The 24,055-nt window shown below is 62.8% G+C and carries 16 protein-coding genes and 2 pseudogenes; 6 read left to right on the top strand and 12 right to left on the bottom strand.

The genetic code is table 11. The features are described from left to right. Window positions 1-451 precede the first annotated feature (451 nt). Window positions 452-1,858: an FGGY family carbohydrate kinase gene (locus IFO71_RS15815; RefSeq protein WP_192030629.1), complete on the top strand. Its 1,407-nt coding sequence runs from the start codon at window positions 452-454 to the stop codon at window positions 1,856-1,858. A gap of 530 nt (window positions 1,859-2,388) precedes the next feature. On the opposite strand, the gene IFO71_RS15810 is transcribed toward IFO71_RS15815, so the two are convergent. Further along, complete coding sequence (locus tag IFO71_RS15810; RefSeq protein ID WP_192030628.1) at window positions 2,389-3,909, bottom strand: HDOD domain-containing protein; 1,521 nt, start codon at window positions 3,907-3,909, stop codon at window positions 2,389-2,391. A gap of 264 nt (window positions 3,910-4,173) precedes the next feature. Between IFO71_RS15810 and IFO71_RS15805 the strand changes: the two genes are divergently transcribed. Beyond that, on the top strand, window positions 4,174-5,472 hold the full coding sequence (locus tag IFO71_RS15805; RefSeq protein ID WP_192030627.1) for an HD-GYP domain-containing protein: 1,299 nt from the start codon (window positions 4,174-4,176) through the stop codon (window positions 5,470-5,472). Further along, window positions 5,469-7,880, top strand: coding sequence for a sensor domain-containing protein (locus IFO71_RS22335; protein ID WP_192030626.1), 2,412 nt, complete (start codon window positions 5,469-5,471; stop codon window positions 7,878-7,880). The genes IFO71_RS15805 and IFO71_RS22335 overlap by 4 nt, the downstream gene beginning before the upstream one ends. Window positions 7,881-7,916: 36 nt before the next feature. Here IFO71_RS22335 and IFO71_RS15795 read toward each other — a convergent pair whose 3' ends face one another. Then, window positions 7,917-8,738 (bottom strand): alpha/beta hydrolase, encoded by an 822-nt coding sequence (locus IFO71_RS15795; protein WP_192030625.1) that lies wholly within the window; start codon window positions 8,736-8,738, stop codon window positions 7,917-7,919. 109 nt (window positions 8,739-8,847) lie between these two features. Beyond that, the gene (locus IFO71_RS15790) at window positions 8,848-10,608 is read right to left on the bottom strand and encodes a peptide MFS transporter (protein ID WP_332309388.1); all 1,761 of its coding nucleotides are present in this window, start codon (window positions 10,606-10,608) and stop codon (window positions 8,848-8,850) included. Between the two features lie 346 nt (window positions 10,609-10,954). Between IFO71_RS15790 and IFO71_RS15785 the strand changes: the two genes are divergently transcribed. Both IFO71_RS15785 and IFO71_RS15780 read left to right on the top strand, forming a co-directional pair. After that, a complete protein-coding gene (locus IFO71_RS15785) occupies window positions 10,955-13,009 on the top strand; it encodes a S9 family peptidase (protein WP_192030623.1) in 2,055 nt (684 codons plus the stop codon). A 166-nt stretch (window positions 13,010-13,175) separates the two neighbouring features. Then, window positions 13,176-13,931: a helix-turn-helix domain-containing protein gene (locus IFO71_RS15780; RefSeq protein ID WP_192030622.1), complete on the top strand. Its 756-nt coding sequence runs from the start codon at window positions 13,176-13,178 to the stop codon at window positions 13,929-13,931. Between the two features lie 279 nt (window positions 13,932-14,210). On the opposite strand, the gene IFO71_RS15775 is transcribed toward IFO71_RS15780, so the two are convergent. The 9 genes and pseudogenes from IFO71_RS15775 to IFO71_RS15740 form a co-directional block, all read right to left on the bottom strand. Next, window positions 14,211-14,852 (bottom strand): response regulator, encoded by a 642-nt coding sequence (locus IFO71_RS15775; protein ID WP_192030621.1) that lies wholly within the window; start codon window positions 14,850-14,852, stop codon window positions 14,211-14,213. Window positions 14,853-15,035: 183 nt separating this feature from the next. Next, entirely contained in the window at window positions 15,036-16,076 is a 1,041-nt protein-coding gene (locus IFO71_RS15770) for a protein-glutamate methylesterase/protein-glutamine glutaminase (RefSeq protein ID WP_192030620.1), read from the bottom strand. Continuing rightward, the gene (locus IFO71_RS15765; protein WP_192030619.1) at window positions 16,076-16,624 is read right to left on the bottom strand and encodes a chemotaxis protein CheD; all 549 of its coding nucleotides are present in this window, start codon (window positions 16,622-16,624) and stop codon (window positions 16,076-16,078) included. Before IFO71_RS15765 ends, IFO71_RS15770 begins: the two co-directional genes overlap by 1 nt. After that, complete coding sequence (locus tag IFO71_RS15760; RefSeq protein ID WP_192030618.1) at window positions 16,621-17,478, bottom strand: CheR family methyltransferase; 858 nt, start codon at window positions 17,476-17,478, stop codon at window positions 16,621-16,623. Before IFO71_RS15760 ends, IFO71_RS15765 begins: the two co-directional genes overlap by 4 nt. Next, complete coding sequence (locus tag IFO71_RS15755; protein ID WP_192030617.1) at window positions 17,475-18,008, bottom strand: chemotaxis protein CheW; 534 nt, start codon at window positions 18,006-18,008, stop codon at window positions 17,475-17,477. The genes IFO71_RS15760 and IFO71_RS15755 overlap by 4 nt, the downstream gene beginning before the upstream one ends. A 9-nt stretch (window positions 18,009-18,017) precedes the next feature. After that, a pseudogene (locus tag IFO71_RS22665) lies at window positions 18,018-18,998 on the bottom strand (methyl-accepting chemotaxis protein); the annotation flags it as partial. A gap of 93 nt (window positions 18,999-19,091) precedes the next feature. Further along, a pseudogene (locus IFO71_RS22660) lies at window positions 19,092-19,628 on the bottom strand (Tar ligand binding domain-containing protein); the annotation flags it as partial. Window positions 19,629-19,679: 51 nt separating this feature from the next. Then, complete coding sequence (locus IFO71_RS15745; protein ID WP_192030615.1) at window positions 19,680-21,887, bottom strand: chemotaxis protein CheA; 2,208 nt, start codon at window positions 21,885-21,887, stop codon at window positions 19,680-19,682. Continuing rightward, entirely contained in the window at window positions 21,884-22,177 is a 294-nt protein-coding gene (locus IFO71_RS15740; RefSeq protein WP_192030614.1) for an STAS domain-containing protein, read from the bottom strand. The genes IFO71_RS15745 and IFO71_RS15740 overlap by 4 nt, the downstream gene beginning before the upstream one ends. Before the next feature lie 207 nt (window positions 22,178-22,384). Here IFO71_RS15740 and IFO71_RS15735 point away from each other — a divergent pair, with 207 nt between their 5' ends. Further along, entirely contained in the window at window positions 22,385-24,007 is a 1,623-nt protein-coding gene (locus tag IFO71_RS15735) for a sensor histidine kinase (protein ID WP_192030613.1), read from the top strand. Window positions 24,008-24,055: the final 48 nt, after the last annotated feature.

Here is a 24,055-nt window from a genome sequence, read left to right as displayed (position 1 = left end):
CCAAAAAGTTCGCCTTGAACGGTACACTCTGTCATGACGGCGTGGTCCTTGTTATTCAGCGTAGACAACTGAATCTTAAGGGAAAACCACGCCGTCACTCATTCTTCTGATGAAATATCCGGGCTAACCCGGATATTTCATGAGGGGTGCGGATGATCACCGAGGACTTTGCGTCGAGTGCAAGGCGCGACGAGCCCAAGTGGTGGGCCCACTTGGGCGAGATCGGGACGCAGTCCCGCGTAGCTGCGACAGCAGCCGAACAACGCGGCAATCGGCGCAAAGGACCTCAGGGCGAATGCCCTGCGTAGCCGCGCAGCGGCCGAATGAGGGCCGTGCCAGCGCCGAAAGATCGCGAACACTCTGTTATCTCAATACCATCGGTCGAAACTCTCGCCCCGCTTGGAATTGCCGGATCTTTCGGCGCGACCTCATGAAATATCCGGGTTAAACGGTGGCTGGCGTCGTTCTGGTCCTGGATCTGGGCGGCCATGCCGCCCGTTGCTTTGCCTACCTGGCCTCGGGCGAGCGGCTGGCACAGTCGATGGAGCCGATCGCCACCGCGCATCCGGCTCGCGGTCGGGTGGAGCATGATGCGGCAGCGCTGCTGCAGGCGTGTCGGCAATCGATCGGCGCGGTGCTGGCCCAGCTTCAGCCCCCTGAACAGGGTGTTCCGCTTGCGATCAGCTGTCAGCGGGCCAGCGTGCTGGCCTGGAGTAGAGACGATTGCCGACCGCTCAGCCCGGTGTTGAGCTGGCAGGATAGTCGCGCCGCCGATCGCATCGAAGCCTGCCGCCAGCACTGGCCGGAATTGCAGCGCATCTCCGGCCTGCGCCCGAATGCCTTTGTCGGCGCCAGCAAACTGGGCTGGCTGGTCGAACACGTCGATGGTCTGCGCGTCCGGCTGCAGACCGGACAGGCGTTGATCGGCCCGCTGGCCAGCTTCCTGCAGCAGGCGCTGATCGGCGAAGCGCAGGCTCGCTGCGCCTACACCTTGGCCCAGCGCAGTCTGCTGTTCGATATCCAGCGTCTGACCTGGTCGGCGTCGGCCTGTGCGCTGTTCGGGCTGCGTGCCGACTGGCTGCCCAGACCGCAGCCCGACGTGCAGGTCGAGCTGTTCGGCAGCCTGCCGTGGTCAACGGCAACGAGCTTGCGCTGTGAGTTGCAGGCCGGTGACCAGAATCTATTGCCGGCCGCACTCTCTGAACACGGCACTTCACCGACGATCATCAATCTGGGCACCGGCGCATTCGTGCTCAGCCCAGGCGAAGCCGGGCCGGGATTGCTGCGTAGCTTGCTGCCCACAGCGGATACGCCGGACGCGACGGCGGAAGGCACGGTGAACGCCGCCGGTGCCGCGTTCGAGTGGTTGGCCAAACAAAGGCATTGGCACAGCACGCCCTGGCAAGCGATCCGTTCACCCGGGCGCGATGCACCGCTCTGCCTACCAGCCCCGAGCGGGCTCGGCTCACCCGACTGGCGAGCGTTGCCGCGCTTCGAATTCAGTGCCGAGCCGGCCGATGATGCGGCCGCCATCAGCGCGGTGGCCGAAGGCATCGCCTTTCTGTTGCGCCGAAACATCGACTGCATGCGCGCTGCCGGCTCAGATCCGATAGCGCTCGGTGGTGGACTGAGTCGTTCAGAGGACTTCTGTCAGCTGTTGGCCAACAGCCTGCAACGTGCGCTGTACACCGTGGATGAGGACGAACTGAGCGCCTACGGCGCCGCCCGCCTGCTCTGGCGAATTCACGGCATCGAACTGCCCGCGCCTCGAGTAGCAGCCCGCTTCACGCCCAACGCGCGGGCCACCCGTATCGGCGAGCAACGCTACCAGCGCTGGCAGGCCGAGTTCTTTCCGTAATCGATTGACTTGAACACTTTGTTTCGATTCGACTCGTCGTCTCAACCACAACCGGCGCGACGTCGTCAGTGCGAATCGGTCTCTTTCCATGAACCGATATCGCAACCTATTGATTCGCCAAAGATGCGCCGTTGCTCCCTTCTCCCCTGGAGGGAGAGATCGATGCGCACTGACAACGCGCGCCGGCTGGTGCCCCGGAACTCCCTCCCCGATGTTCGGGGAGGGCCGGGGTGGGGTTAGCGAGCCGATCTTTGCCTGCCCAGGGGCCTCGCATAGCGAGGTTCCTGGGTAGGGGTCGGGGGTGAGGGGGCGGCGGGCGGCATTCCCCCTCACCCCAACCCCTCTCCCTCCAGGGGAGAGGGGCTTGAAGCCGCTTCGGGTCAAGGCGAACTCCGAATCCCGAATCCCGAATCCCGAATCCCGAATCCCGAATCCCGAATCCCGAATCACGAATCACGAATCCCGAATCCCGAATCCCGAATCACGAATCACGAATCCCGAATCCCGAATCCCGAATCACGAATCACGAATCACGAATCACGAATCACGGCTCTCTGCTTGATAAACCCAAGTCCCATGCGCGCCTGTTGGGCAAACATCTTGAACTGCTGGAACAGTTCGGCATCGAGCGGTCGGCCACTGGGCGCGCGGTCGGCATACAGGCCGCCGATGGCGGTACTGCCTACCCACAAGGGGGCAAAAAAACAATGACCGCCATTCAAGGCGCGCATCGTCTTGCTGGCAGGAACAGGCGGTAGCTCGCCCTGCAACCATGCCGGTTCGGTCTGCTTGAGCCAGGCCGAAAAGCCGTAGGTTTCGCCATCACGAATCGAAAACTCAAATGGCGGACTGAAGTTGGCGCCGTCGGCGATCAGGCTGCTACGCGCCCTCAGCTGGCTGCGGTCCGGCGTGAGCAGGGCAAAGACGACGCGATCCATGCCGACGCCGCGAAACACGCCTTCCAGCACGACCTCCATCAGGGTGATGGCGCTGGGCTTGCCTTCCAGCAAGGTCTGCGAAAGGTCGCGAATGATGGCCAGCTGCAGATGAGCGTCACCCTGCGGCCACAGCGTGCTGGGCGCTGCCGGCTTGGTGTTCGGCACAGCAGCTGCCTGGTCGGCGACCTCGGCCTGAGCGGCGCTGTCTGCTGTCGGTGACCGCGGCGTGGCAGGCGTGTGTGGAACGAGATCAGCCACCGCTGGTGCACCGAGTGCTCTGAGTGTATCGGCTGTTTGTTGTGCCACCTGCCACACGGCACTGTGCAAGTCGCGACTTGAGATGTGCAGGGACTTGGAGATTTCATTGATCAACGTGTTAAGTTCAGGGCCCTCGCCCTTGTGCCGCAGTAGGTAGGCCAGGCTGTTGCCATGCCCGATCAGACTGCTGGCGGTGTTCATCGGCGAGCTGCGATCAAGGGCCTGTGTGAGGGCGGAGCTGAGCCGCCAATCCTTGTTCAGCACGGCGGTCAGATCGCGTAGGGCGAAACCCAACACGTCACGTTCCACCGATTCGCGCTCGGCCGGCGGCCGGCCGAGGGTGTCAAGCAATCGCTGTCGCTGCGCGTCGCCAATATCATCGAGGAAACACATCACCGCCATTTCGCCCAGGTGCGAGAGCAAGGTGGCGATGTAGACCTCTTCTGCGCTTGGATGATGGCTGAGTTGGGCCAGCTTCTGCGCCTGCATGGCGCTGTGAAAGGCAGTGGCCATGGCGTTGGCGACCTGATCGCGATGCGGTCCGACCCACAGGCTGTCGATCACGGCGATCGACAGGCTGAGATCGCGCACCGTGTCGAAACCCAGCATCACGATGGCGCGACTGACCGTGTTGATGCGGGTGCCGGGCGGCGCAAAATAGCTGCTGTTGGCCATGCGCAGCAGGCGGGCGGTCATCGACATGTCCTGCAACACGCAGCGTGCGAGTTCAGCGGCCGAGCTTTCCACGTCATTGCTACGATTGATGATCTGCGCCGCGGTCTGGGCGAAGGCCGGCAGTGAGCGTTCTGACAGCCGTTCTGACCAGGTTTGCAAATTGCTTACAGCGGCTTCCATAAGAATCCTTAGCGCAAGCGTGGCACCGCGAGTATCGGGCAGTTTTATTCGCGCGATTTTCACATTTCGCGGCTGCCGACGTCTAAGGATCATCTTATCCGCAGCGCTGCAGGGTCGACAGTCCAAACGATGAGGAAAGCTGTCAAAGTCGGCGTCACGTGACGGTCGTCGCAGTATCCAAGCTCCACGGGCTCATGCTTAAATGAGCCGTCGACTGGGCCAGGGATGCCGCGGCAGGCGGTAGCCCGCTTTGGAGGTCAGCGGATGGCGGATAGTCAGGCGAGACTGATCGATATCGCACGCTTGCGTATCGGCCTGTTCGTTTACCTCGATTTGAGTTGGACCGAGCACCCGTTTCCGTTCAACAGCTTCAAGTTGCGCAGCCAGGATCAGATCGACACCCTGCGCAACCTCGGTCTGCAGCGCATTCGCTATTCGCCCGATCGCAGTGACGTCGAGCCCTTGAGCGATGCTGAGCTGAGCGGTACAGAGCCGAGCGTCGAACCTGCGGTCGTGGCGCAAGTTCCGGACGGCAAGCGTCCTGAAGATCTGGCCAAAGCCGCGCGGCGCGAACAGTTGCTGGCTCAGCAGGCCAGTCTCGAACGCTGCGAGCGTGCCTTCAGTCAGGCCTCCAGAGCGTTTCGCTCGGTGATCCAGACGGCCCGTGGTCAGCCGGAGATGGCCCGCGAAGAGGTCGAGAATCTGATCGGCTCGATGGTGGCCGAGATGACCGACGAGCGCGAAGTGGCGATTCGCCTGCTGTCAGAAAAGGCCGGAGAGGAAACCAGCCTGCATCCCTTGAACGTGACCGTGCTGTCGGTACTGCTTGGCCGTGCCTGTGGCCTGGACGAGGAAACCCTGTTGACCATCGGTCAAGGCGCCTTGCTGCATGACATCGGCAAGCTCGACCTGCCCGATCGGCTGCATTTTGCCGACGACCCCAGCACGGCAGCGGAACGCAAGGTGTTCCAGCAGCATGTGGAGCACGGCATCGGTATCGGCCAGCGGATGGGTCTGCGCCCGTCGGTGATCAGGGTGATCAACGAGCATCACGAGAATTGCGATGGCAGTGGCTATCCCCTGGGGCTGAAGGGCGAGCAATTGTCCGCCGCATCGAAAGTGGTGTGTCTGGTCAACTACTACGACAACTTGGTCAATCCGGGCAATCCGGCTCAGGCCGCCACCCCGCACGATGCGCTGGCGATCATGTTCGCCAAGCATCGGCAGCAGTTCGACGCCACCACCATGGCGGTGTTCATCCGCATGATGGGCGTGTACCCGCCAGGCTCGGTGGTGCAACTCACTGACAATCGCTTCGCCCTGTCTGTTGCCGTGAACCCGATGCGACCGCTGAAACCGCGTGTGGTGGTGTACAGCGAAGAAGTGCCGGCCGAAGACTCGATCATTCTCGATCTGGAGGATTTTCGCGATCTTGGTGTGCAGCGCAGTATCAAGCCGCTGCAGCTGCCGCGTGCGGTGTTCGATTACCTGTCGCCACGCAAGCGCATGTGCTACTTCTTCGAGCGCGCCCGCTTGAGCGGCGAGGATATTGTCGCTGCATGACGCCACATGCCATCCAGCCGCTGATCGAAGGTGTGCTGGAGGCGGTCTGGCTGGTCGATGCTATCGACTTGCACGTGCGCGGCGTCAATCGGGCGGCCGAAGCGCTGTTCGGCCTGCCGCGCTCACAGATGCTGGGGCGCCCGGTGGTCGATTTCGCCAGCACCTCACAGGATGTGTTTTTCTGGGAAGACGTCGCCGCCGGCCGCTCTGACAATATCTATTCGGAAACCCTGGTCACTCGACCCGACGGCAGCCTGGTGCAGATTGACCGCCGGGTCAGCAAGCTGGCCTTCAGCGGTGGCCCGGCCTTCTACGTCGTCGCCATGCTCGATCGCTCGGCTCAGCATCGTGCCGAGCACGAGCTCGAAACCATCATCTCCGAGCTTCGCGCCACGCTCGAATCCACCGCCGACGGCATTCTGGTGCTGGATATGGACGGCGCCATCCGCGGCTATAACCACCGGTTCGCCGAGATGTGGGATCTGCCGGAAATGCTGCTTACCAAGCGTGACGATCAGGCGGTGTTTGCCTGGATGGAACAGCATGTTACGGACAAGGATAGCTATAGCCAGCGCATAGGGCAGATCGACCGTTCGCCCCTGTTGGAAGCGCAGGATCTGCTGGTGCTGCGTTCGGGCAAGGTGCTCGACCGCGTCACCCTGCCGCAATATGCCCGCGGCCGGCCGATTGGTCGGGTGTTTTCCTTTCGCGATGTCACCCAGCGACTGGCCGACGAAGCCCGGCTGAAGCTGGCCGCCCGCGTGTTCGAATCCAGCATCGATGCGATCTTCGTTGCCAATCCACGGCTCGATCTGATTGCGGCCAACCCGGCGTTTCAGCGCATGACTGGTTTTGCCGACGACGAGATCGAGCATCTCAGCAGTGAGCGATTTCTGGCCGAGCGTGAAAGCGGCAAGTCATTTGCACAATTGCAGGAATCGCTGATCGAGCACGACTACTGGCAAGGCGAGCTGTGGGCGCGGCGCAAGAGCGGCGAAGCCTATCCCTGCCTGCTGTCTCTGGTGCGGGTGCCGAAGAGCGAGGCAGGGGATGAAAGCTATATCGGCTTCTTCAAGGATCTTACCGAGGCACGCGAGGCACAACGCCGGATCGAGGAGCTCGCCTACAGTGATGCGCTGACCGGCCTGCCAAACCGGGTGATGCTGCAAGAGCGATTCCAGCTGGCCATTGCCCACGCCGTGCGCTCGAAGCAAAGCTTCGCCACCTTTTTCATCGATCTTGATCGATTCAAGCAGATCAATGATTCGCTGGGCCATGCCTTCGGCGATCGCGTTCTGGTCGAAGTGGCCGAACGACTGCGACTGTGCCTGCGGCAGGTGGATACCGCCGCACGACTGGGCGGCGATGAGTTCATCTTGCTGTTGAACAAGGTCGATGCGGTGGGGGCCGAAACTGCAGCACGGCGTGTATTGAATGCGTTGGCAGAGCCGATTGAACTGGATGATATGCGGTTCAACCTCAGCTGTAGCATCGGCATTGCCATGTATCCGGGCGATGGCACCGACATGGACGAGCTGATCAAGAATGCCGACTCGGCGATGTATGCCGTGAAGGAGCGCGGCCGTTCGGATTTTCGCTTCTATCAGCGACAGATGAATATCGGTCTGCTGGCGCGGGTCAAGCTCGATCAGGCCCTGCGTCAGGCCTTGAAACAGGGGCGTCTGCAGTTGCATTACCAACCCAAGGTCGACTTGAACAGCGGTCAGGTGGTGGGTGTGGAGGCCTTGGCGCGCTGGCACGATGAGGAGTATGGCAATGTGCTGCCGGCGCGTTTCATTCCGGTCGCGGAGGAAAGTGGCGCCATCGTGCCGTTGGGCGCCTGGGTGTTGGATCAGGCGGTGACCCAGGCCGGTGCCTGGCGCAAGGCAGGATTGCTGCTGCCGGTGGCGATCAATATCTCCGCCGTGGAATTCAATCAGTCAGGCTTCGTGAAACTGGTGGCCGAAGCGCTTGAGCGTCATCAGGTGCCGGGGGAATGCCTGGAGCTTGAACTGACCGAATCGATCCTGGTGGTGGATGCCAACGAAGCCATGGCGCGACTCAAGTCGCTGCGGGAACTGGGTGTGAGGTTGTCGATCGATGACTTCGGTACAGGCTATTCCAGTCTTGCCTACCTCAAGCGCTTCCCGGTTGAACGGCTGAAGATTGACCAGAGCTTTGTCGCCGATATTCCGGGCGATCAGGAGGATGAGGCGATCGCCGTGGCAGTGATCGAGCTGGGCCGGGCGCTGAAACTGCGGGTGACGGCGGAGGGGGTGGAGAACCAGGCGCAGCTCGACTTCCTCAAGCAGCGAGGTTGCACTGAAGGGCAGGGCTTTCATTTCTCCAAAGCCCTGCCAGCGCCCGAGTTGACCGCCAGGTTTGCCAAGCAATTGGTTAAGGTGTAGCCACCGGGTTGTCCAGTGCGCCCACGGCGCATTCGATCAATCTGCGGGCAACACGGCTTCGCGTTGCAGAAAGGCCTGCAGCTGCCGCATGAACGCAGCCTCGAAGTAGGGCGCGTCGTTGTGGCCGCCCGGCATCTCGATCAGTTCGGCACGATCGGCAGCGGCTAGCAGGGCCTGACTGTGCGCGAACGGAATGATTTCGTCATCTCGGCCATGGAACAGCAGCACGGGGCCACTGAACTGGCGCAGGGCAGCGCGGTTATCGAACGGGTCGCGAATCAGTAGCGGCGGCGCCAGCATGCGCCAGGCGAAATCGCGGATCGCGGTGAAGGGTGATAGCAGGACGATGGCGCGCAGCGGGCGATCGAGGCTGAGTTCGCTGGCCGGCCCGGTGCCGATGGAGCGGCCCATGGCGATGATCCGCTCGGTATCCACCTGCGGTTGCGCTGCCAGCCAGTCATAGCCGACGCGCGCCGCTTCACGCAGGCTGTCACGCGAGGGCGCGCCGTCACTGCCGGCATAGCCGGGGTATTCGATCAGCAGGACGTGCAGGCCCAACCTGTTCAGAGGCTTGAGTAACTCGATGCTATGTTCGGCAAGTTCGTAGTTGCCGTGAAAATACAGCACAGCGGCGGAAGGCGGCTCGGCGCGTTCGGCTTCCAACCACCATGCCTTGACCTGGCCAAAGGAGGCCGGAAGGGCGATCTCGTTCGACGCGCCCGTCGGGACGTGCCCCGTACCGGACTGCAGCGCAACGCCGGGAAACATCATCGCGCGCTGCTGCATGAACAGCAGGGCGAGAAACAGCAGGTAGGCCATCGCTACCAGCTTCAGCGTGGACAACAGAAAGCGCCGCATCGGCCTGCTCACAGTTCGATGCGGCGAGTCTGACACAGGCGGCTACAGCGGCGCCCTGGTTCGACGGTTGCGCTGAACAACTCCCGGACGGAGGTGCTTCAGCATCCCGCTACTTGACGCCGTGCATCATCCGCCGCACCAAGGGAATCGACAGGCCAGCCAGGACGGCACAGCCGATACCGATTGTGGTCATCAGCCAGAACAAATCCGCGTACTTGCTGGCTGCTTCGACCAGATTGATCGCCTCGCCCTCGGGAATCTCGATCGAGGCCAGCTTGCCGAACTGTGCGGCCAGTACCTCGGAGAACGCGGTAGCCAGGAACCAGGTGCCCATCATCAGGCCGGCAACCCGCGCCACCGACAACTGGGTGACCGCCGACAGACCGACCGGCGACAGGCACATCTCGCCGATTTCAAGGATGAAGTAGGCCAGCACCAACCACCACACGCTGGCCATCTGGCCGGTGCTGCCGACTTGTTCTGCCGCCATCGCCAGAGGGATAAAGGCGAGACCGCCGAACAGCAGGCCGATAGCCGACTTGGTCGGCTTGGTCGGATTCAGCTGATAGCGATCCAGCCAGCCCCACAGGACGGTGAAGATCGGTGCCAGCAGCACGATGAACATGGCGCCGAGGAAGGTCAGCGAACCGGCGGTTTGCGGCAGCACCAGCAGGTCGCGCACCAGGAGCACCAATACCAGGGCAAAAATGCCGGTGAATACCAGCTTGGGGGCCTGGGAGCTGGCGTTGCGATCGGACAGCTTGGCAGCGATGACAAAGGACAGCGGCGCCAGCAGCAGGGAAGCGATCGACCACGGCATCGGCGTGCCCTCGCGAATCACAAAGCTGGGAAACAGCTCCTTGTTGAGCAAACGATCGGTAAAGGCCACCCAGGAGCCATACGTCTGCTCGTACAGGGTGAAGAAGATCAGCGCCATGAAGATCAGCACCATCAGGGCGATCATGCGGTCGCGCTCGACCTTGCTGCATTGGCTCAGGGTGAACTGCATAAACCAGATGATGACGCCGGTCATCATCAGCGACATCAACGCCAGGGCCGGCGACCAATGCTCGCCCAATCTGCCGACGCCATTGCCCACCGCCCACATCAACCCGGCAATCACCGGCACCGCCAGTACCGCAGCAAGATAGATACTGAACTCACGGTTCAGTCCTGGAATTCCACCTGCCTTCAGCCAGGCAGCATCCGGCGCTTCGGCCTTGCCATGCAGATAGCGCTGACCCCAGAGGAACATGCCCAGGCCCAGCACCATGCCGATGCCGGCAGCGCCAAAGCCGTACTTCCAGCCGTAGGTCTCACCGAGGAAGCCGCAGATCAGCGAGGCGAACAGGGCACCCAGATTGATGCCGGCATAGAACAGCGAAAAACCGGAGTCGCGACGTGGGTCATCCTCGGAATAGAGTCGGCCGACGATGGTGGAAATATTGGGCTTGAGAAAGCCGACGCCGGCAATGATCAAGGCCAGCGAGGTATAGAAAACCAGCAGTGCCGCATCGTCGCGTTGCACCACACCATTGACGCTGGAGGCCTGCTCACCTTCCACCGCCATGCCCAAATGACCGAGCACCAACAGAATGCCGCCAAAGATCACTGCCTTGCGCATACCGAGATAGCGGTCGGCCAGCAGGCCGCCCAGCACCGGAATCGCGTACACCAGGCCACCATAGGCGCCGATCACCTCATAGCCGGCATCGTCGCCGAACAGGTGGTACTTGGTGAGATACAGAAACAGCAGCGCCTTCATGCCATAGAACGAAAAGCGCTCCCACATCTCGGTGAAGAAGCAGACATACAGGCCCTTGGGATGGCCAAGAAAATCATCGTTGCTGAGCTGGGTGGCGTGGGACACGCGCATCCTCCCCTGGTTGTTCAAGTCATGCGCTCGACCACCCTCAGCAGTCGGAACGCGTTGTTAAAATCCCCTTGCGCAAAGGTCAAGGGTAGGGGATCGTCGCGTTACTCGGCGATCCCGAATCTCCAGCATGCCGATCAAGCCGCACTCGACACTGCCGAAGCCCATCCTGGCAAGCCCCTCTCCTCTGGCGGGAGGGGGGGGAGAGGGGGCGTTGCGCCACCAGGCTCAATCCCTCGCTCCCCGCAAGCCCGCGAGTATAGGCGCAAGCGCGGCGCCTGCGGCTAGTCAATCGCCGGGCGGAGGCCTACCATCGCCCGCTGACCTGATTGGGAGGGTGGTGATGTTGCGAGTCAGTCTGGGAATCGCGTTGGCCGCTGTCATCGGCCATGCAGGGGCGGTCGAGCGCGGGATGGCGGTCGAAGATCTGGTCCAGTTCGAGCGCGTTTCTGCGCCAACCCTGTCGCCGGACGGCAAGCAGGTGGCCTACCTGCTGCGCCGCACCGATATGGAGGCCAACAAGGGCCGCACCGCGCTGTGGCTGCAGTCACTAGCCAACGGTGAGCCGCGGCGAATGACTGAGCTCGAGAGCAATGCCAGCGAGCCGAGCTGGTCAGCCGACGGCCAATCGCTGTATTTCCTCTCCTCGCGCAGTGGCTTAAATCAACTCTGGCGCCTGGATCTGGCCGGCGGCGAGGCGCAGGCCGTCTCCGAGCTGCCGCTCGACGTGCTGAATTACCAACTCTCGCCCAATGGCGGGCAGGTGGCCTTCAGCCTGGAAGTGTTCACCGACTGCCCTGATCTCGCCTGCACCACCCAGCGCCTCGACGCGCGCAAGGCAGAAAAGCACAGCGCCCAGGTGTTCGATGCCATGTTCGTGCGCCATTGGGATACCTGGGCCGACGGCCGACGCAACCAGCTGTTCGTGGCTGCCATTGGCGAAGACGGCAAGCTTGCCGCGCCGATTCGGGTCAGCGCCGGGGTCGATGGCGATATCAGCAGCAAACCGTTCGGCGGCAATGCCGACTACGCCTGGTCGGCCGACGGGCGCAGCCTGGTGTTCAGTGCACGATTGGGCGGCAGCAGTGAGGCCTGGTCGACCAATTTCGATCTCTACTCGGTGCCGGCCGACGGCAGCGCCGCACCGAGCAATCTCACCGAAGCCAACAAGGCCTGGGATGCCAATCCTCTGTTCTCGGCCGATGGCAAGACCCTGTATTACCTGGCGATGCAGCGACCCGGTTTCGAGGCCGATCGCTTCGCCATCATGGCCCGTGACCTGGCCAGCGGTGCAACCCGTGAAATCGCCCCGAGCTGGGATCGCTCGGCCGGCAGCCTGGCCCTGGCCGCCGATGGCAAGCGCCTGCTCACCGACAGCAATGATCTTGGCGAGCACGCGCTGTTCGCCATCGACATCAAGACTGGCAAGGCCAGCAAGCTGGCCGGCGGCGGCAGCGTGGCCGGCTTTGATCAGGTCGGCAAGCACCTGGTATTCGCCCGCAGCACGCTCACCGAACCGGCCCAACTGTTCGTTGCCGATGCGCAAGGCCGCGGCACCCGTCAGTTAAGCAGGTTCAACAGCGATCGCCTGGCCGACATCGCCATGGGCGAATACGAGCAGTTCAGCTTTTCCGGCTGGAACAACGAACAAGTGCATGGTTATGTAGTGAAGCCCTGGAACTATACGCAAGGGCAGAAGTATCCAGTCGCCTACATCATCCATGGCGGCCCGCAGGGCTCGATGGGCAATAACTTCCACTACCGCTGGAATCCGCAAACCTATGCCGGCCAGGGCTGGGCCGTGGTGTTCATCGATTTCCACGGATCGACCGGTTATGGCCAGGCCTTCACCGACTCAATCAGCCAGGATTGGGGCGGCAAGCCGCTGGAAGACCTGCAAAAAGGCTGGGCTGCCGCGCTGGCCAAGTACGACTTCCTCGATGGCGACCGCGCCTGCGCCCTCGGTGCCAGCTATGGCGGCTTTATGGTCAACTGGATTGCCGGCGTCTGGACTCAGCCCTGGCGCTGCCTGGTCAGCCACTCTGGCGTCTTTGACCAACGCATGATGGGCTACGCCACCGAAGAACTCTGGTTCACCGAATGGGAGAACGGCGGCAGCCCCTATCAAGTGCCCGGCAACTACGAGAAATTCAACCCCGTTACCCGGGTCAGCCAGTGGCAAGTGCCGATGCTGGTCATCCACGGCCAACTCGACTTCCGCATCCCGGTCGAACAAAGCCTCGCAGTCTTCCACGCCCTGCAACGCCGCGGCGTCGACAGCAAGTTCGTCTACTACCCCGACGAAAACCACTGGATCCTCAAGCCCGCCAACAGTGTTCACTGGCATAACGAGGTGAATGGCTGGCTACAGAGACATTTTGAAGGTGCGGGTAAGTAGACGCGGTGGAGAGTGGCCTGTCAGGGTGCACGGCCGCTTTGTCGCGGCCCGCACAACAGCCCCGTCTCCATGGACTGAGGGAGCCGGGAGGCTGTGCGTGGGATCGGCGATTTGTTTACTTTTGCCTTCGCCGTGCTCACAAGTCAGCTGCTAAACTGCGACCGCTATGAGTACCTCCAAGGTCATCAATCTCAACTCGCTGCGCAAGTCCTGCGGCCAGTGCTCGTTGCAGGAGCTGTGCCTGGGCGGCGGGGTGACTTCGCATGATCTGGAAACGCTGGAGGATCTGGTCAAGAACCGCCGACCGCTGCAGCGTGGCGACGCACTGTATCGAGCGGGTGCAGAGATGCATTCGCTGTTCGTGGCCCGGGAGGGCGCGTTTAAAACGGTGGCAATCAGCGAGTCGGGCGACGAGCAGGTGATCGGCTTTCATCTGCCGGGTGAGCTGATGGGGCTGGACGGCCTGGGCAATGGCCGCCATCGCTGCGAAACCCTGGCGCTGGAAGAGGCCCAGGTCTGCGAAGTGCCGTTCGCGGATCTGGAGCGAGTGGCGGCCAAGATTCCGAGTCTGCAGCACCAGTTGCTGAAGGTGATGGGGCGCAGCATGAATCGCGATCACGATCATCTGGAGATGCTCGGTCGCCGACACGCCACCGAGCGCGTGGCGCTGATGCTGCACAGCATGTCGAGCCGGCTGGAGCAGCTGCATCGGCCGCATCTGAGCTTCAGCCTCAGCATGAGCCGGGAAGAGATCGCGAGCTATCTGGGTCTGGTGATCGAAACGGTGAGCCGCACTTTCTCGCGCCTACAGGATGAGGGCGTCATCAAGGTGCAGGGGCGCAAGATCAGCCTGCTCGATCCGGAGCGTTTGGCGACCCTGGTGCATGAGGGTGACGAGCGGCGCAGTACGCGGGCGTCTTAGCACAGGGTGCTGGACTCAGGCCAAAGCACCAAGATGGATGGCTTTGGCTTCAATTGCGGTCCCGCCCACTTCCCGTGCTCTCGACTTCGGCCCCTCTATGGCCCTCTTGCGGTCCCTCTCGCCTGCGATACCTGGGGAGCGAACGGAGGTTTTCGCGTTCCGTTCTTGGCGCGCGCTATCAGGCTGCTGAAATGCGTCTCAGCAGCCCGCTATAGGCGAGAGTAGGGTGGGCCTGTGGCCCAACCGATGCCAAAGATTGAACCGCTTCCCGATGGCTAACTAAACCGCTGCTTCAGTGCTGGTCGCGCGACTGATCGCCTTGTTAAGGAATTCGTTCAGCGCTTCGCGGCTCAGCGGCTTGCCGATGAAGGCCACGCCAGCGGGCAGGCCGCCGAGTTCGCGGATCTCTTCGGCAGAATGGCTGGACACGGCGAGAATGGCCATGCTGCTGTGTTCGGGGTCGGCCATCAGCGTACGCAGCATGGCCGGACCATTGAGATAGGGCATGACGATATCGGTGATCAGCACGTCGGGACGGTGACGGCCGATCGCCAGCAGGGCGGCGAAGCCATTTTCGGCGAATTCGACCTGCCAGTTCGGCCGCAATCGATGTAGCAGATAGCCGATCAGTTCGCGGTCGGCCTCGTCATCGTCGGCCACCACTACGCGCGGTTCCGCGACGGGTTCCAGTACCTCCTCCGCTGTCACTTTGTGACTCAGCTCGGGATGGCTTAGGGCCAGTTCGCCACTGGCCTGGCGAAACTGCTGCAGGCTGTTGGCATCGATGCGACGGTGTCCGCCGACGGTGCGCCAGGCCTGCAGATGGCCAGCATCGACCCAGCGTTGAACGGTCTGCACCGTCACACTCAACAAACGCGCCACCTCCAGGGTGGAGTAGCTATCTGCGCGTCGCTTCTTCATCGATTCGGTCTCCAGGCTTCGTCGATGACCGGCAGGCCGGTCGCTCGCGCCAGGCGTTCATGGTTTCGGGCATTCGCTCATTGCTCTGAGAGTCAGGCTTTCCAGCCAATTGTTCAAGTTCAAGCACCCGGCGGCTTGCCGGCGCGGTGAGAAGATGACACAAGGAGCGTGAGTAGCCATAGATCAAAGTGCAATCCGGCCGATAGCCGGTGCGATCTGATCGAGCGGCAGCACTTCATTCACGGCTTGCAATCGAATCGCCTCGCGCGGCATGCCGAACACGACGCAGCTGGCTTCGTTCTGGGCAATGGTGTAGGCGCCCTGGGCCTGCATTTCCTTTAGGCCGCGGGCGCCGTCGTCACCCATGCCGGTCATCAGGATGCCGGTGGCATTGGGGCCGGCGGCCTGGGCCACCGAACGAAACAGCACATCGACCGAGGGCTTGTGCCGATTCACCGTCGGGCCGTCGCTGATCTCCACCCGATACAGCGCACCGCTGCGGGCCAGGCGCATGTGCCGGCCGCCGGGCGCGATCAGTACCCGGCCGGGCAGCACCCGATCGCCGTGTTCGGCTTCCTTCACTTCGACCGCGCAGAGCGAATCGAGCCGGGCGGCGAACGCGGCGGTGAAGCGTTCTGGCATGTGCTGCACCACCACCATGCCCGGCACCACCCGTGGCAATCCAGTCAGCACCAGTTCCAACGCCTGGGTGCCGCCGGTCGAGGTGCCGATGGCGATCACCTTGTCGGTGGTCTTGGGTAATGCCTGTGGCGCTGAAACCGCGGGTGGTGGGCGGCTCGGGCGCAGCAGGCGCGGCCGGCTGCGAGCGGCCTGGCGAATCGATTGCAACAGACAGCTGGCCTGCTCGGCGAGAAAATCCTTCAGGCCGAGTCTGGGCTTGGTGATCACGTCGACTGCGCCAGCGGCCATCGCTTCCAGACTGGTGGCGGTGCCGTGTTCGGTCAGGGTTGAGCAGATCACCACCGGGGTCGGATGCTCGCCCATCAGCTGGCGCAGAAAGGTGACCCCGTCCATCCTGGGCATTTCCACATCGAGCACGATTACATCAGGCCATTCCAGCGACAGCTTGGGCTGGGCGGCGATTGGATCGCTGGCGGTCGCCAGCAGGCGCATGCCGGGCGCCTGGTTGATCATCGCCCCCAGCACCTGCCGCACCACGGCCGAGTCGTCGATGATCATCACCTTGATCTCGGTCGGGCGCATCAGCTGCGCCCCGGCTCGCTGCTGAAACTATCGGCTATGCTGCGCAGGCTGTCGAAACGTTGCTCCACCGCGCCTGAGCTGAGGTCGAAGCGGACTCGCCGATAGCCGGCGCGACCGACGCACTGAGCCGCCACTGCCATGCCTTGCTGCTGCAGCAGGTCGAGCACGGCATCGATATTGCGCTGACCAATATCCGGCCCGCTGCAGTGGAACATCTTGCCGCCGCCGAACAGTTTGGCCTGGCATTGGCGTGGGTTGGCGCCGCGCCGACGGAGTTCGCGCAGCATATGGCTTACAGCTGCCGGCGCGTAGCGTGGGTCATCCTGCTCGGCGTGCGGGCCAGGTTCGGGCAGCATGATGTGGCAGGCGGCACCGAGTCGGGTGTTGGGATGCCACAGGGTGAGGCAGATGCAGGAGCCGAGCAGGGTCTCCACCGTGCCGCTGCCCTGGCCGACCATCCAGTCGCCGGGGCCAAGCTGATGCGCGCGGCCGGGCTGAAACGGCACTGCTGCAAACGGCTCGACCGGTTGGCGCGCCAAGACGGTCATTCCTGCTCGCTCAGTCGGTAGGCGCCGGGGGCGATCGACTGCAGCCCGGCCATGCTGCCGTCGAGCAGGGTGCCGAGGTTTTCCGCCAAGCCGACACAGAACAGGCCGCCCGGGCGCAGATGCTTGATCAGCTTGTGCACCACCCGACGTTTGGTCTCGGCATCGAAATAGATCAGCACATTGCGCAGAAAGATCGCATCGAAGCGGCCGAGCTGCGGCATCGCGTCGATCAGATTGATCGCAGCAAAGCTGATATTGCGCCGCAGCTCGCGTGCTACCAGCAGGCTGCCCTGCTGTTCGCCGGTGCCGCGCAGGCAGTACCGGCTGAGCAGTTCACGCGGCAATTGCTGGGCGCGCTGCAGCGGGTAGTGACCCTTAACCGCGCGTTGCAGCATGCGCATGCTGATGTCACTGCCGAGAATCTGCCAGCGCAGGCCAAGGCCCTGGTCACACAGGTTCTGCAATGCCATGGCCATGCTGTACACCTCTTCGCCAGACGCGCAGGCCGCGCTCCAGGCGCGAAACTCGCGGCCGGCCTGTTGCGCGCCGCGGGCGGCTTCGGTCAGCAAGCCGAAGTGGGCCGACTCGCGCCAGAAATAGGTTTCGTTGGTGGTGAGCAATTCAATTGCACATTGCCGCTCTTCAGTCTGTGCAGGGTGTTCGATCTGCTGCAGATAATCGCTGTAGCCGATGCCCAGGGTGTGCAATCGCTTCTGCAAGCGGCTGGCAATCAGGGCCTTCTTGTTGTCCGACAGGGCAATACCGGCGTGTTGCTGCAGCAGGCGGCGGAAGCGCAGAAATTCGCCATCGCTGATTTCCTGCGTGTCGCCGACTGCTGAGTGATTGGCCATCATGACACCAGCTCCGCTTCGAGATTAAACGCGGCCACCGCTGCGCTGAGCTCGGTAAAGTCGAAGGTATGTTGCACATCGAGCAGAATGACCAGACGCTGATTGAGCGTGGCCACGCCGCGGATGAAGTCGGCCCGTACCTGGGTGCCGAAATGCGGTGCCGGGTTGATCTCGGCGGCCGCGATGTTGATCACCTCATTGACCGCATCGACCAGCACACCGACCTCCTGTGTCCGCTCGCCCCGGTCGACTTCCATGATGACGATGCACGAGCGTTTGCAGATCCTGGCCGGCGGCCTGCCGAAACGAACAGCTAAGTCGATCACCGGCACCACCTGGCCGCGCAGGTTGATCACGCCGCGGATTTCGGCCGGCATCAGCGGTACGTCAGTGACCTGTCCGTACTGGATGATCTCCTTCACCGCGAAGATGCTGCTGCCGTACTGGCCGCCGGCACATTGAAAGGTGAGGAACTGCTCCTCACCGCTGGTGAGTTCGAGCGGGCCGGGAGCGACTGCAGTGAGCTGATTCATGGCTGGGGCTCAGAAGCGGGCGAACTGTGTTTCCAGGCTGGGTTCGGCCAGAGCCGGCAGGGTGTGCAGCTTGTTTGTTGCCGTGCGCTGGATGCGTTCGCTGCGGCTGGCCTCGTCGCGGCGCTGCAACTTGAAGAACTCGATCAGCTGCTGCAATTGCTCGGCCTGGCCGGACAGCTCCTCGGCGGTGGCCGCCAGTTCCTCCGACGCTGAAGCATTCTGTTGCGTGGCCTGATTGAGTTGGTTCATCGCCGCATTGATCTGCTTGACGCCGACCGCCTGTTCCTCCGAGGAGGCGGTGATCTCCTGCACCAGATCGGAGGTCTTGCGGATGCTCGGCACCATTTCGTCGAGCAGCTTGCCGGCGCGTTCGGCCACGGTGACACTGGTGCCGGCCAGCTCGCCGATTTCCTGCGCCGCGACCTGGCTGCGCTCGGCCAGCTTGCGCACTTCGGCCGCCACCACGGCAAAGCCCTTGCCATGCTCGCCGGCGCGCGCCGCTTCGATCGCCGCGTTCAAGGCCAACAGGTTGGTCTGGTAGGCGATGTCGTCGACGATGCCGATCTTGGCCGCAATCTGCTTCATCGCATCGACGGTGCGGGTCACCGCTTCGCCGCCTTCCACCGCTTCCTTCGACGCCTTGCCAGCCATGCCATCGGTGACCTTGGCGTTTTCGGTGTTCTGCGCGATCGAGGCCGACATCTGTTCCACTGAGGCGCTGGTTTGCTCGACGCCGGCCGCTTGTTCGGTGGCGCTTTGCGAGATCGATTGCGCGGTGGCATTGACCTGGGCCGAGGCCGAGGTCAGCGACAGCGCCGAGTCGCGCACCCCGGCAATGGTGCCGGCCAGCTTTTCGATCATGGTCTGCATCGCCGCCAGCAGCTGGCTGGGTTCATCGCGTCCTTTGGCTTTGCGGATGCTGACGGTCAGGTCGCCCTCGGCCAGCCGATGCGCTGCGTTGACCGCTTCATTGAGGGGCTTGGTGATACTGCGTGCCAGCAGAAAGGAAAGCACGAAGCCAAGCAGCACCGCGATCGCCATCGCCAGCATCGAGCGGCTGCGGGTTTCGTTGTAGTCGGCCTGCGCCTCGGCGAATTCGCGTTCGGCATTGCTGAGCTGCAGTTCGATCAGTTCAGACAGTTTGGCCGACAAGGGGTCGATCAACGGGTAGAGTTCCTGGATACTGAAACGCTCCAGAGCGGCACGGTCCTGCTCCAGCAGCGCGCGACGCAGCGCCGCAATGGGTTGATCGGTGGCCTGGCGCAGTTGCTCGGCGGCCTGAATCAGCTGCCGTTCTTCCAGGTTCTCGACGCTTTTGGCATAGCGCGTCCAAGTCTGTTCGATCTGCTGCAGGGCCTCCGCAACACCGCGTTCCGCTTCTTCGTAGCTCAGGTTGCCATTGCGCGCCTTGTGGGTGGCATCGACGATGTTTACCGCGTACAGATCGGCCACCACTTTCAGGTCGCGCAGCGGCACCACGTGATGGTGATACAGGCCCTCCATGGAGTGCAGTGCTGCATTCAGGTGCTGCAGACTGAACAGGCCCAGGCCGAGCAGGAACAGGATGTAAATCGATGACAGCAGGCCAAGGCGGGTGCTAACACGCAGTTTGTTCAGCATGGGGAATCTCCACGGAAATCGATTCGGCGGGTACCGGGTCGGGCCGGCGGTTCAGGCAGGTTGTGGCTCGGCGGCAAGTCGCTGCCTGGCCGTGTGGGAATTGCGACTGGCGCGGTGCGCTTGACTGGCCTGTTCGATCAAGGCCGGTACGTCGAGAATCAGGGCCACTTCGCCCGAGCCGAGAATGGTCGACCCGGCCAGGCAGCGCAGCGGGCTGAACAATTCGCTCAGAGGTTTGATGACGGTCTGGTGCTCACCGAGTAGCTGGTCGACCAGCAGCCCGGCGCGCCGCACGCCGTCGCGCACCACCACGATGCTCGGCCGTTGGCTGGATGCGCCGCGCAGATGCATCAAGCGACTGATGCTCAGCACCGGTAGTGGGCGATTGCGTTGCTCGATCACCGTGCAGGCGTGATCCAGGCTCAAGCCAGCCTGACCGCTGATGCACTCCTCGACCTGATCCAGCGGCACGATAAAGTTGCTGCCAGCGCAGCGCACCAGGAATCCGTCGATGATGGCCAGGGTGAGCGGCAGACGAATCGTCATGCAGCAGCCCCGGCCGCGCTGCGAGGCGATCTGTACGCTGCCGCGCAAGGCCTCGATATTGCGTTTAACCACATCCATGCCGACGCCACGGCCGGATAGGTCCGATAGCTGCTGGGCGGTGGAAAAGCCCGGTTCGAAGATCAGGTTAAGTATCTCGTCGTGACCGGGGTTGGCATTGGCGGCCAGCAGCCCGCGTTCGCGGGCCTTGGCGAGTACACGCTCGGTGTCGATGCCACGGCCATCGTCGCGGACCTGCAGCACGATGCTGCCGGAATCGTGCCAGGCACTGAGCTTTAGCAGGCCTTGTTCGGGCTTGCCTGCGGCCAGGCGCTGCGCCGGCAGTTCCAACCCGTGATCGAGCGCATTGCGCACCAGATGCAGCAAGGGGTCGCCGATCTTCTCCACCACCGATTTGTCCAGCTCGGTGTCCTGGCCCTCGAGCTCCAGCCGTACGTCCTTGCCCAGGCCATTGGCGATATCGCGCACCACCCGCTTGTATTTGCTGAAGCTCTCGCCGATCGGCACCATCCGCAGGGCCAGGGTGCCGTTGCGGATCTCTTCGATCAGCCGGGTCATCTGCTGACTCGACTCGACCAGTTGGCCGGCGCCGCTGGCTTCGGCCTGCAGTTTGGTAGCGGCACTGAGGATCACCAGTTCGCCGACCACATTGATCAATGCATCGAGCTTGTCGGCATCGACACGCAGGAAGCGGCTCGATTCGCCTTGTTCGCGCGTGCGGCTCTGCTTGCGCAGGGCGGCGTCGACCAGCTCGGGCTCAACCCCTCGTTCGATCAGGATCTCGCCCAGCGGCGCCGCAGCCGAGGATTCTGCCGCCTGGCTATGCTGGCTGGCGAGTGCGCGATGCAGTTCGGAAGCGCTAACGGCGCCGCAACCGACCAGGATTTCGCCCAGCCGGCTGGCATCATCGGGCAAGTCTTCAATCAGGGCGATATAGGCCTGGGTGCTGGTGTTCGGCGGCAACAAGTGCACCACGCATTGGTCGCGGATGAACTCGAAGGCGTCGTCCAGGGTGGCCTGATCGGCTTCGGTGCGTAGTCGCAACTCAAAGCCGAGGTAGCAGGTTTCGGCGCTGAGCTCGGCCAGGGCCGGCAAGCGGGCATCGAAGGTCTCGACGAATTCGATCTCGCCCAGGCTGGCTAGATAGCGCAGCGTGGCCAGCGGATCGATGCCATGCAAGAAACTGTCGGCAGCAAAGCGCAATGAGATATGCCAGACCGCAGGTACGGCAACTGCCACCAGTTCGGTGGAACGGCTAGGTTTGGAGGCTGTGGTCGGTAGTCCACTGAGTGGGCGCAAGGACTTCAGCAGGGCCTGGCCATCGTCAGCCAGATCGGGCGGCAGCGCCGCCCCTGGCGCCTGACGCGCATGATCGAGCAGATCGGCAATATGATCGGCGCATTGCAGCAGTTGCGAGCTTAACTGGTCGTTCAGAGTAAGGGCGCCAGCGCGCAGGCGGTCGAGCACGGTCTCGACCTCATGGCTGAAGCGGACCAGATCGTCCAGTGCGAACAAGCCGGCCGAGCCCTTGATGGTGTGCACGCTGCGAAACAGGGCGTTCAGGGTGTCGCTGTCATTGGGCGCGTCTTCCAGCGCGAGCAGGCACTGCTCCATCTGCTGGACCATGTCGCGGGCTTCGATGTGAAAGGTTTCCAGGGCGCGAGCGTAGGCATCTTCCTTGTTGCTCCGATTCATGACGCGGTTCCTTCATCGAGCAGGGGAAACCGACCGCGCAGGCCGGTCAGGCCCAAGGTGCGCTGCAACACCGCCGAGGGACGGCGCAGGCGCAATGTCAGGCCGCGCCGTCTGGCTTCTTTCTGCGCCGCCAGCAGCAACTGCAGTCCGGCGCCATCGATCAGTTCAATCGCCGAGCCATCGACTTCGAGCTCGCCTTGGGCGCAGGCAAGCCGGGTCAGCAGCTCGCCCTGCAGCTCGGCCGCTGCCTGCACCACCAGTTCGGTAGGGAGCGCGTAGGGTTGGCTCATCGCTGCAGCCCGTATTTAGCGGCGGGCGCGACCTGTGATCGAGACATCGACTGGCCCTCAGGAAACATCGATATCATTAATATCATCACTTTGATGTGGTGCAACTACCGTCCGTCGCCTCGCGATTTGCCGCTTTAAAACTTGAAGAGTGGGCTAATCGATGAATCTGCGGCTAGTATCGGCTGTCTCCAAACGAGAGAGCAGCGCATGGCGGCGGAGCTTAGAGACCCGGTCGGTGAGCCCAGCGCCTCCGCGGTGGCGATTCCGGCCTGTGATCCGAGCCTGTACAGCGTGGTTGAAACGGCCCTCGATGGCATCATCACCTGCGATGCAGACGGTCGGGTGATGATCTTCAATGCCGCCGCCGAAGCCATGTTCGGTGTGCCGCGCGCTGAGGTGCTGGGGCAGCCGATGGAGCGCTTTATCCCGCCGCAGGTTCGCGAACGACATCCCGGGTGGATGCGCCAGTTTGCCGAAAGCCGCACCCCGCCGCGGCGCATCCGCGGGCCCGGCCAGGTTCGTGCCCTGCGAGCGAACGGCGAACAGTTTCCGGTCGAGGCCTCGATTTCGCACACCGTGGTGAACGGTGCTTCGCTGTTTACCGTGGTGCTGCGCGATATCAGCGAGCGGGTGGCGCAGGAGCTGGCCCTGCGCCAGAGCAGGGCTGCGGTAGCCGATCTCAACAACCGCCTGGCATTGGCCGTGGCCGGCTCGGGCTATGGCATCTGGGAGCGCGATCTCAGTCATCAGCAGCTGACCTGGGACGCGCAGATGTGCCGCATATTTGGCTTCACGGAGCAGGAATTTGATGGTCGCCACGAAACCTGGCGTGCCTGCGTACACCCCGACGAGCTTGCGCGAGTGGATGCCGAGGGGAAAGCATTTCGCCAAGGGCGACCATTTCAGCAGTTCCTCTACCGCATCTATCGACGCAACGATGGAGAGCTGCGCTATATCGAGGGCAATGGCTATGTCCAGCTCGATGAGCAAGGCAAGCCGCAACGCTGGGTTGGCATGAACCGTGATGTCACCGATCGCGTGATGGCGGAAGAAAGGTTGCGCCAACTTAACGCAGAACTCGAACAGCGGGTCGAGCAGCGTACCGCGCAGCTGCTGGCGGCCAAGGATCAGGCCGATCATGCCAGTCGCGCCAAGAGCGAATTCCTGACCAAGATGTCGCATGAGCTGCGCACACCCTTGCACAGCATCCTTGGCTTCACCAAGTTGGCGATCGAGGATGATGCAGAGCTGAGTCAGGAGCAGCGGATGCGCTTTCTGGAGCGGATTCGCCATTCAGGAGACGTGCTGCTTGGCCTGGTCAACGACCTGCTCGACACCGCCAAGATTGAAGCGGGAAAACTGCTGCTTAGTCGTGGTCCAGTTGATCTCGCCGTTATCCTGCTCTGCGTGCTGGAGGAGTTTCAACCGGCGATGGAACAGAAGTCGCTGCAACTGCGCGGCAAACGGCGAGCGCATGCGCCAGCGCTGGGAGATGAGGCGCGATTGGCGCAGGCCCTGCGCAATGTGATCGCCAATGCGCTGCGCTTCGCGCCCCCAGGTTCGGCCGTGCAATGCGAGCTTGAGTCGTTGCCGCGCGCCTGGTTGATCTCGGTCAGCGACCAGGGGCCGGGTGTGCCGGCAGCCGAACGCGAGTCGGTATTCGAGCCCTTCACCCAGAGTTCGGTGGCCACCGGCAGCGGCGGCACCGGGTTGGGATTGCCGATTACCCGCGGCATCGTCGAGTTACACGGCGGACGGGTCTGGTGTGAACCGAGCCCATGCGGAGCGCGCTTCTGCATTGAGTTACCGCGCGAAACCGATGGCGAATAGCTGAATGTGTAGGGCGGCCCCTGGCGCGCCATCGCTCCCCCAGGCAGC

This window comes from Pseudomarimonas arenosa (assembly GCF_014841215.1).
In the GTDB taxonomy this organism is placed as follows: Bacteria; Pseudomonadota; Gammaproteobacteria; order Xanthomonadales; family Xanthomonadaceae; genus Pseudomarimonas; species Pseudomarimonas arenosa.
This window is presented reverse-complemented; position numbering and strand designations above follow the sequence as displayed.

Bases quoted from the DNA above. Each gene is read 5' to 3' on its own strand.
- IFO71_RS15770 (WP_192030620.1), bottom strand. From the start codon at position 16,076: ATGCGCCCGACCGAGATCAAGGTGATGATCATCGACGACTCGGCCGTG.
- IFO71_RS15805 (WP_192030627.1), top strand. From the start codon at position 4,174: ATGGCGGATAGTCAGGCGAGACTGATCGATATCGCACGCTTGCGTATC.
- IFO71_RS15740 (WP_192030614.1), bottom strand. From the start codon at position 22,177: ATGAGCCAACCCTACGCGCTCCCTACCGAACTGGTGGTGCAGGCAGCG.
- IFO71_RS15735 (WP_192030613.1), top strand. From the start codon at position 22,385: ATGGCGGCGGAGCTTAGAGACCCGGTCGGTGAGCCCAGCGCCTCCGCG.
- IFO71_RS15795 (WP_192030625.1), bottom strand. From the start codon at position 8,738: ATGCGGCGCTTTCTGTTGTCCACGCTGAAGCTGGTAGCGATGGCCTAC.
- IFO71_RS15775 (WP_192030621.1), bottom strand. From the start codon at position 14,852: ATGAAGAAGCGACGCGCAGATAGCTACTCCACCCTGGAGGTGGCGCGT.
- IFO71_RS15760 (WP_192030618.1), bottom strand. From the start codon at position 17,478: ATGATGGCCAATCACTCAGCAGTCGGCGACACGCAGGAAATCAGCGAT.
- IFO71_RS15810 (WP_192030628.1), bottom strand. From the start codon at position 3,909: ATGGAAGCCGCTGTAAGCAATTTGCAAACCTGGTCAGAACGGCTGTCA.
- IFO71_RS22335 (WP_192030626.1), top strand. From the start codon at position 5,469: ATGACGCCACATGCCATCCAGCCGCTGATCGAAGGTGTGCTGGAGGCG.
- IFO71_RS15755 (WP_192030617.1), bottom strand. From the start codon at position 18,008: ATGAATCAGCTCACTGCAGTCGCTCCCGGCCCGCTCGAACTCACCAGC.
- IFO71_RS15780 (WP_192030622.1), top strand. From the start codon at position 13,176: ATGAGTACCTCCAAGGTCATCAATCTCAACTCGCTGCGCAAGTCCTGC.
- IFO71_RS15785 (WP_192030623.1), top strand. From the start codon at position 10,955: ATGTTGCGAGTCAGTCTGGGAATCGCGTTGGCCGCTGTCATCGGCCAT.
- IFO71_RS15765 (WP_192030619.1), bottom strand. From the start codon at position 16,624: ATGACCGTCTTGGCGCGCCAACCGGTCGAGCCGTTTGCAGCAGTGCCG.
- IFO71_RS15745 (WP_192030615.1), bottom strand. From the start codon at position 21,887: ATGAATCGGAGCAACAAGGAAGATGCCTACGCTCGCGCCCTGGAAACC.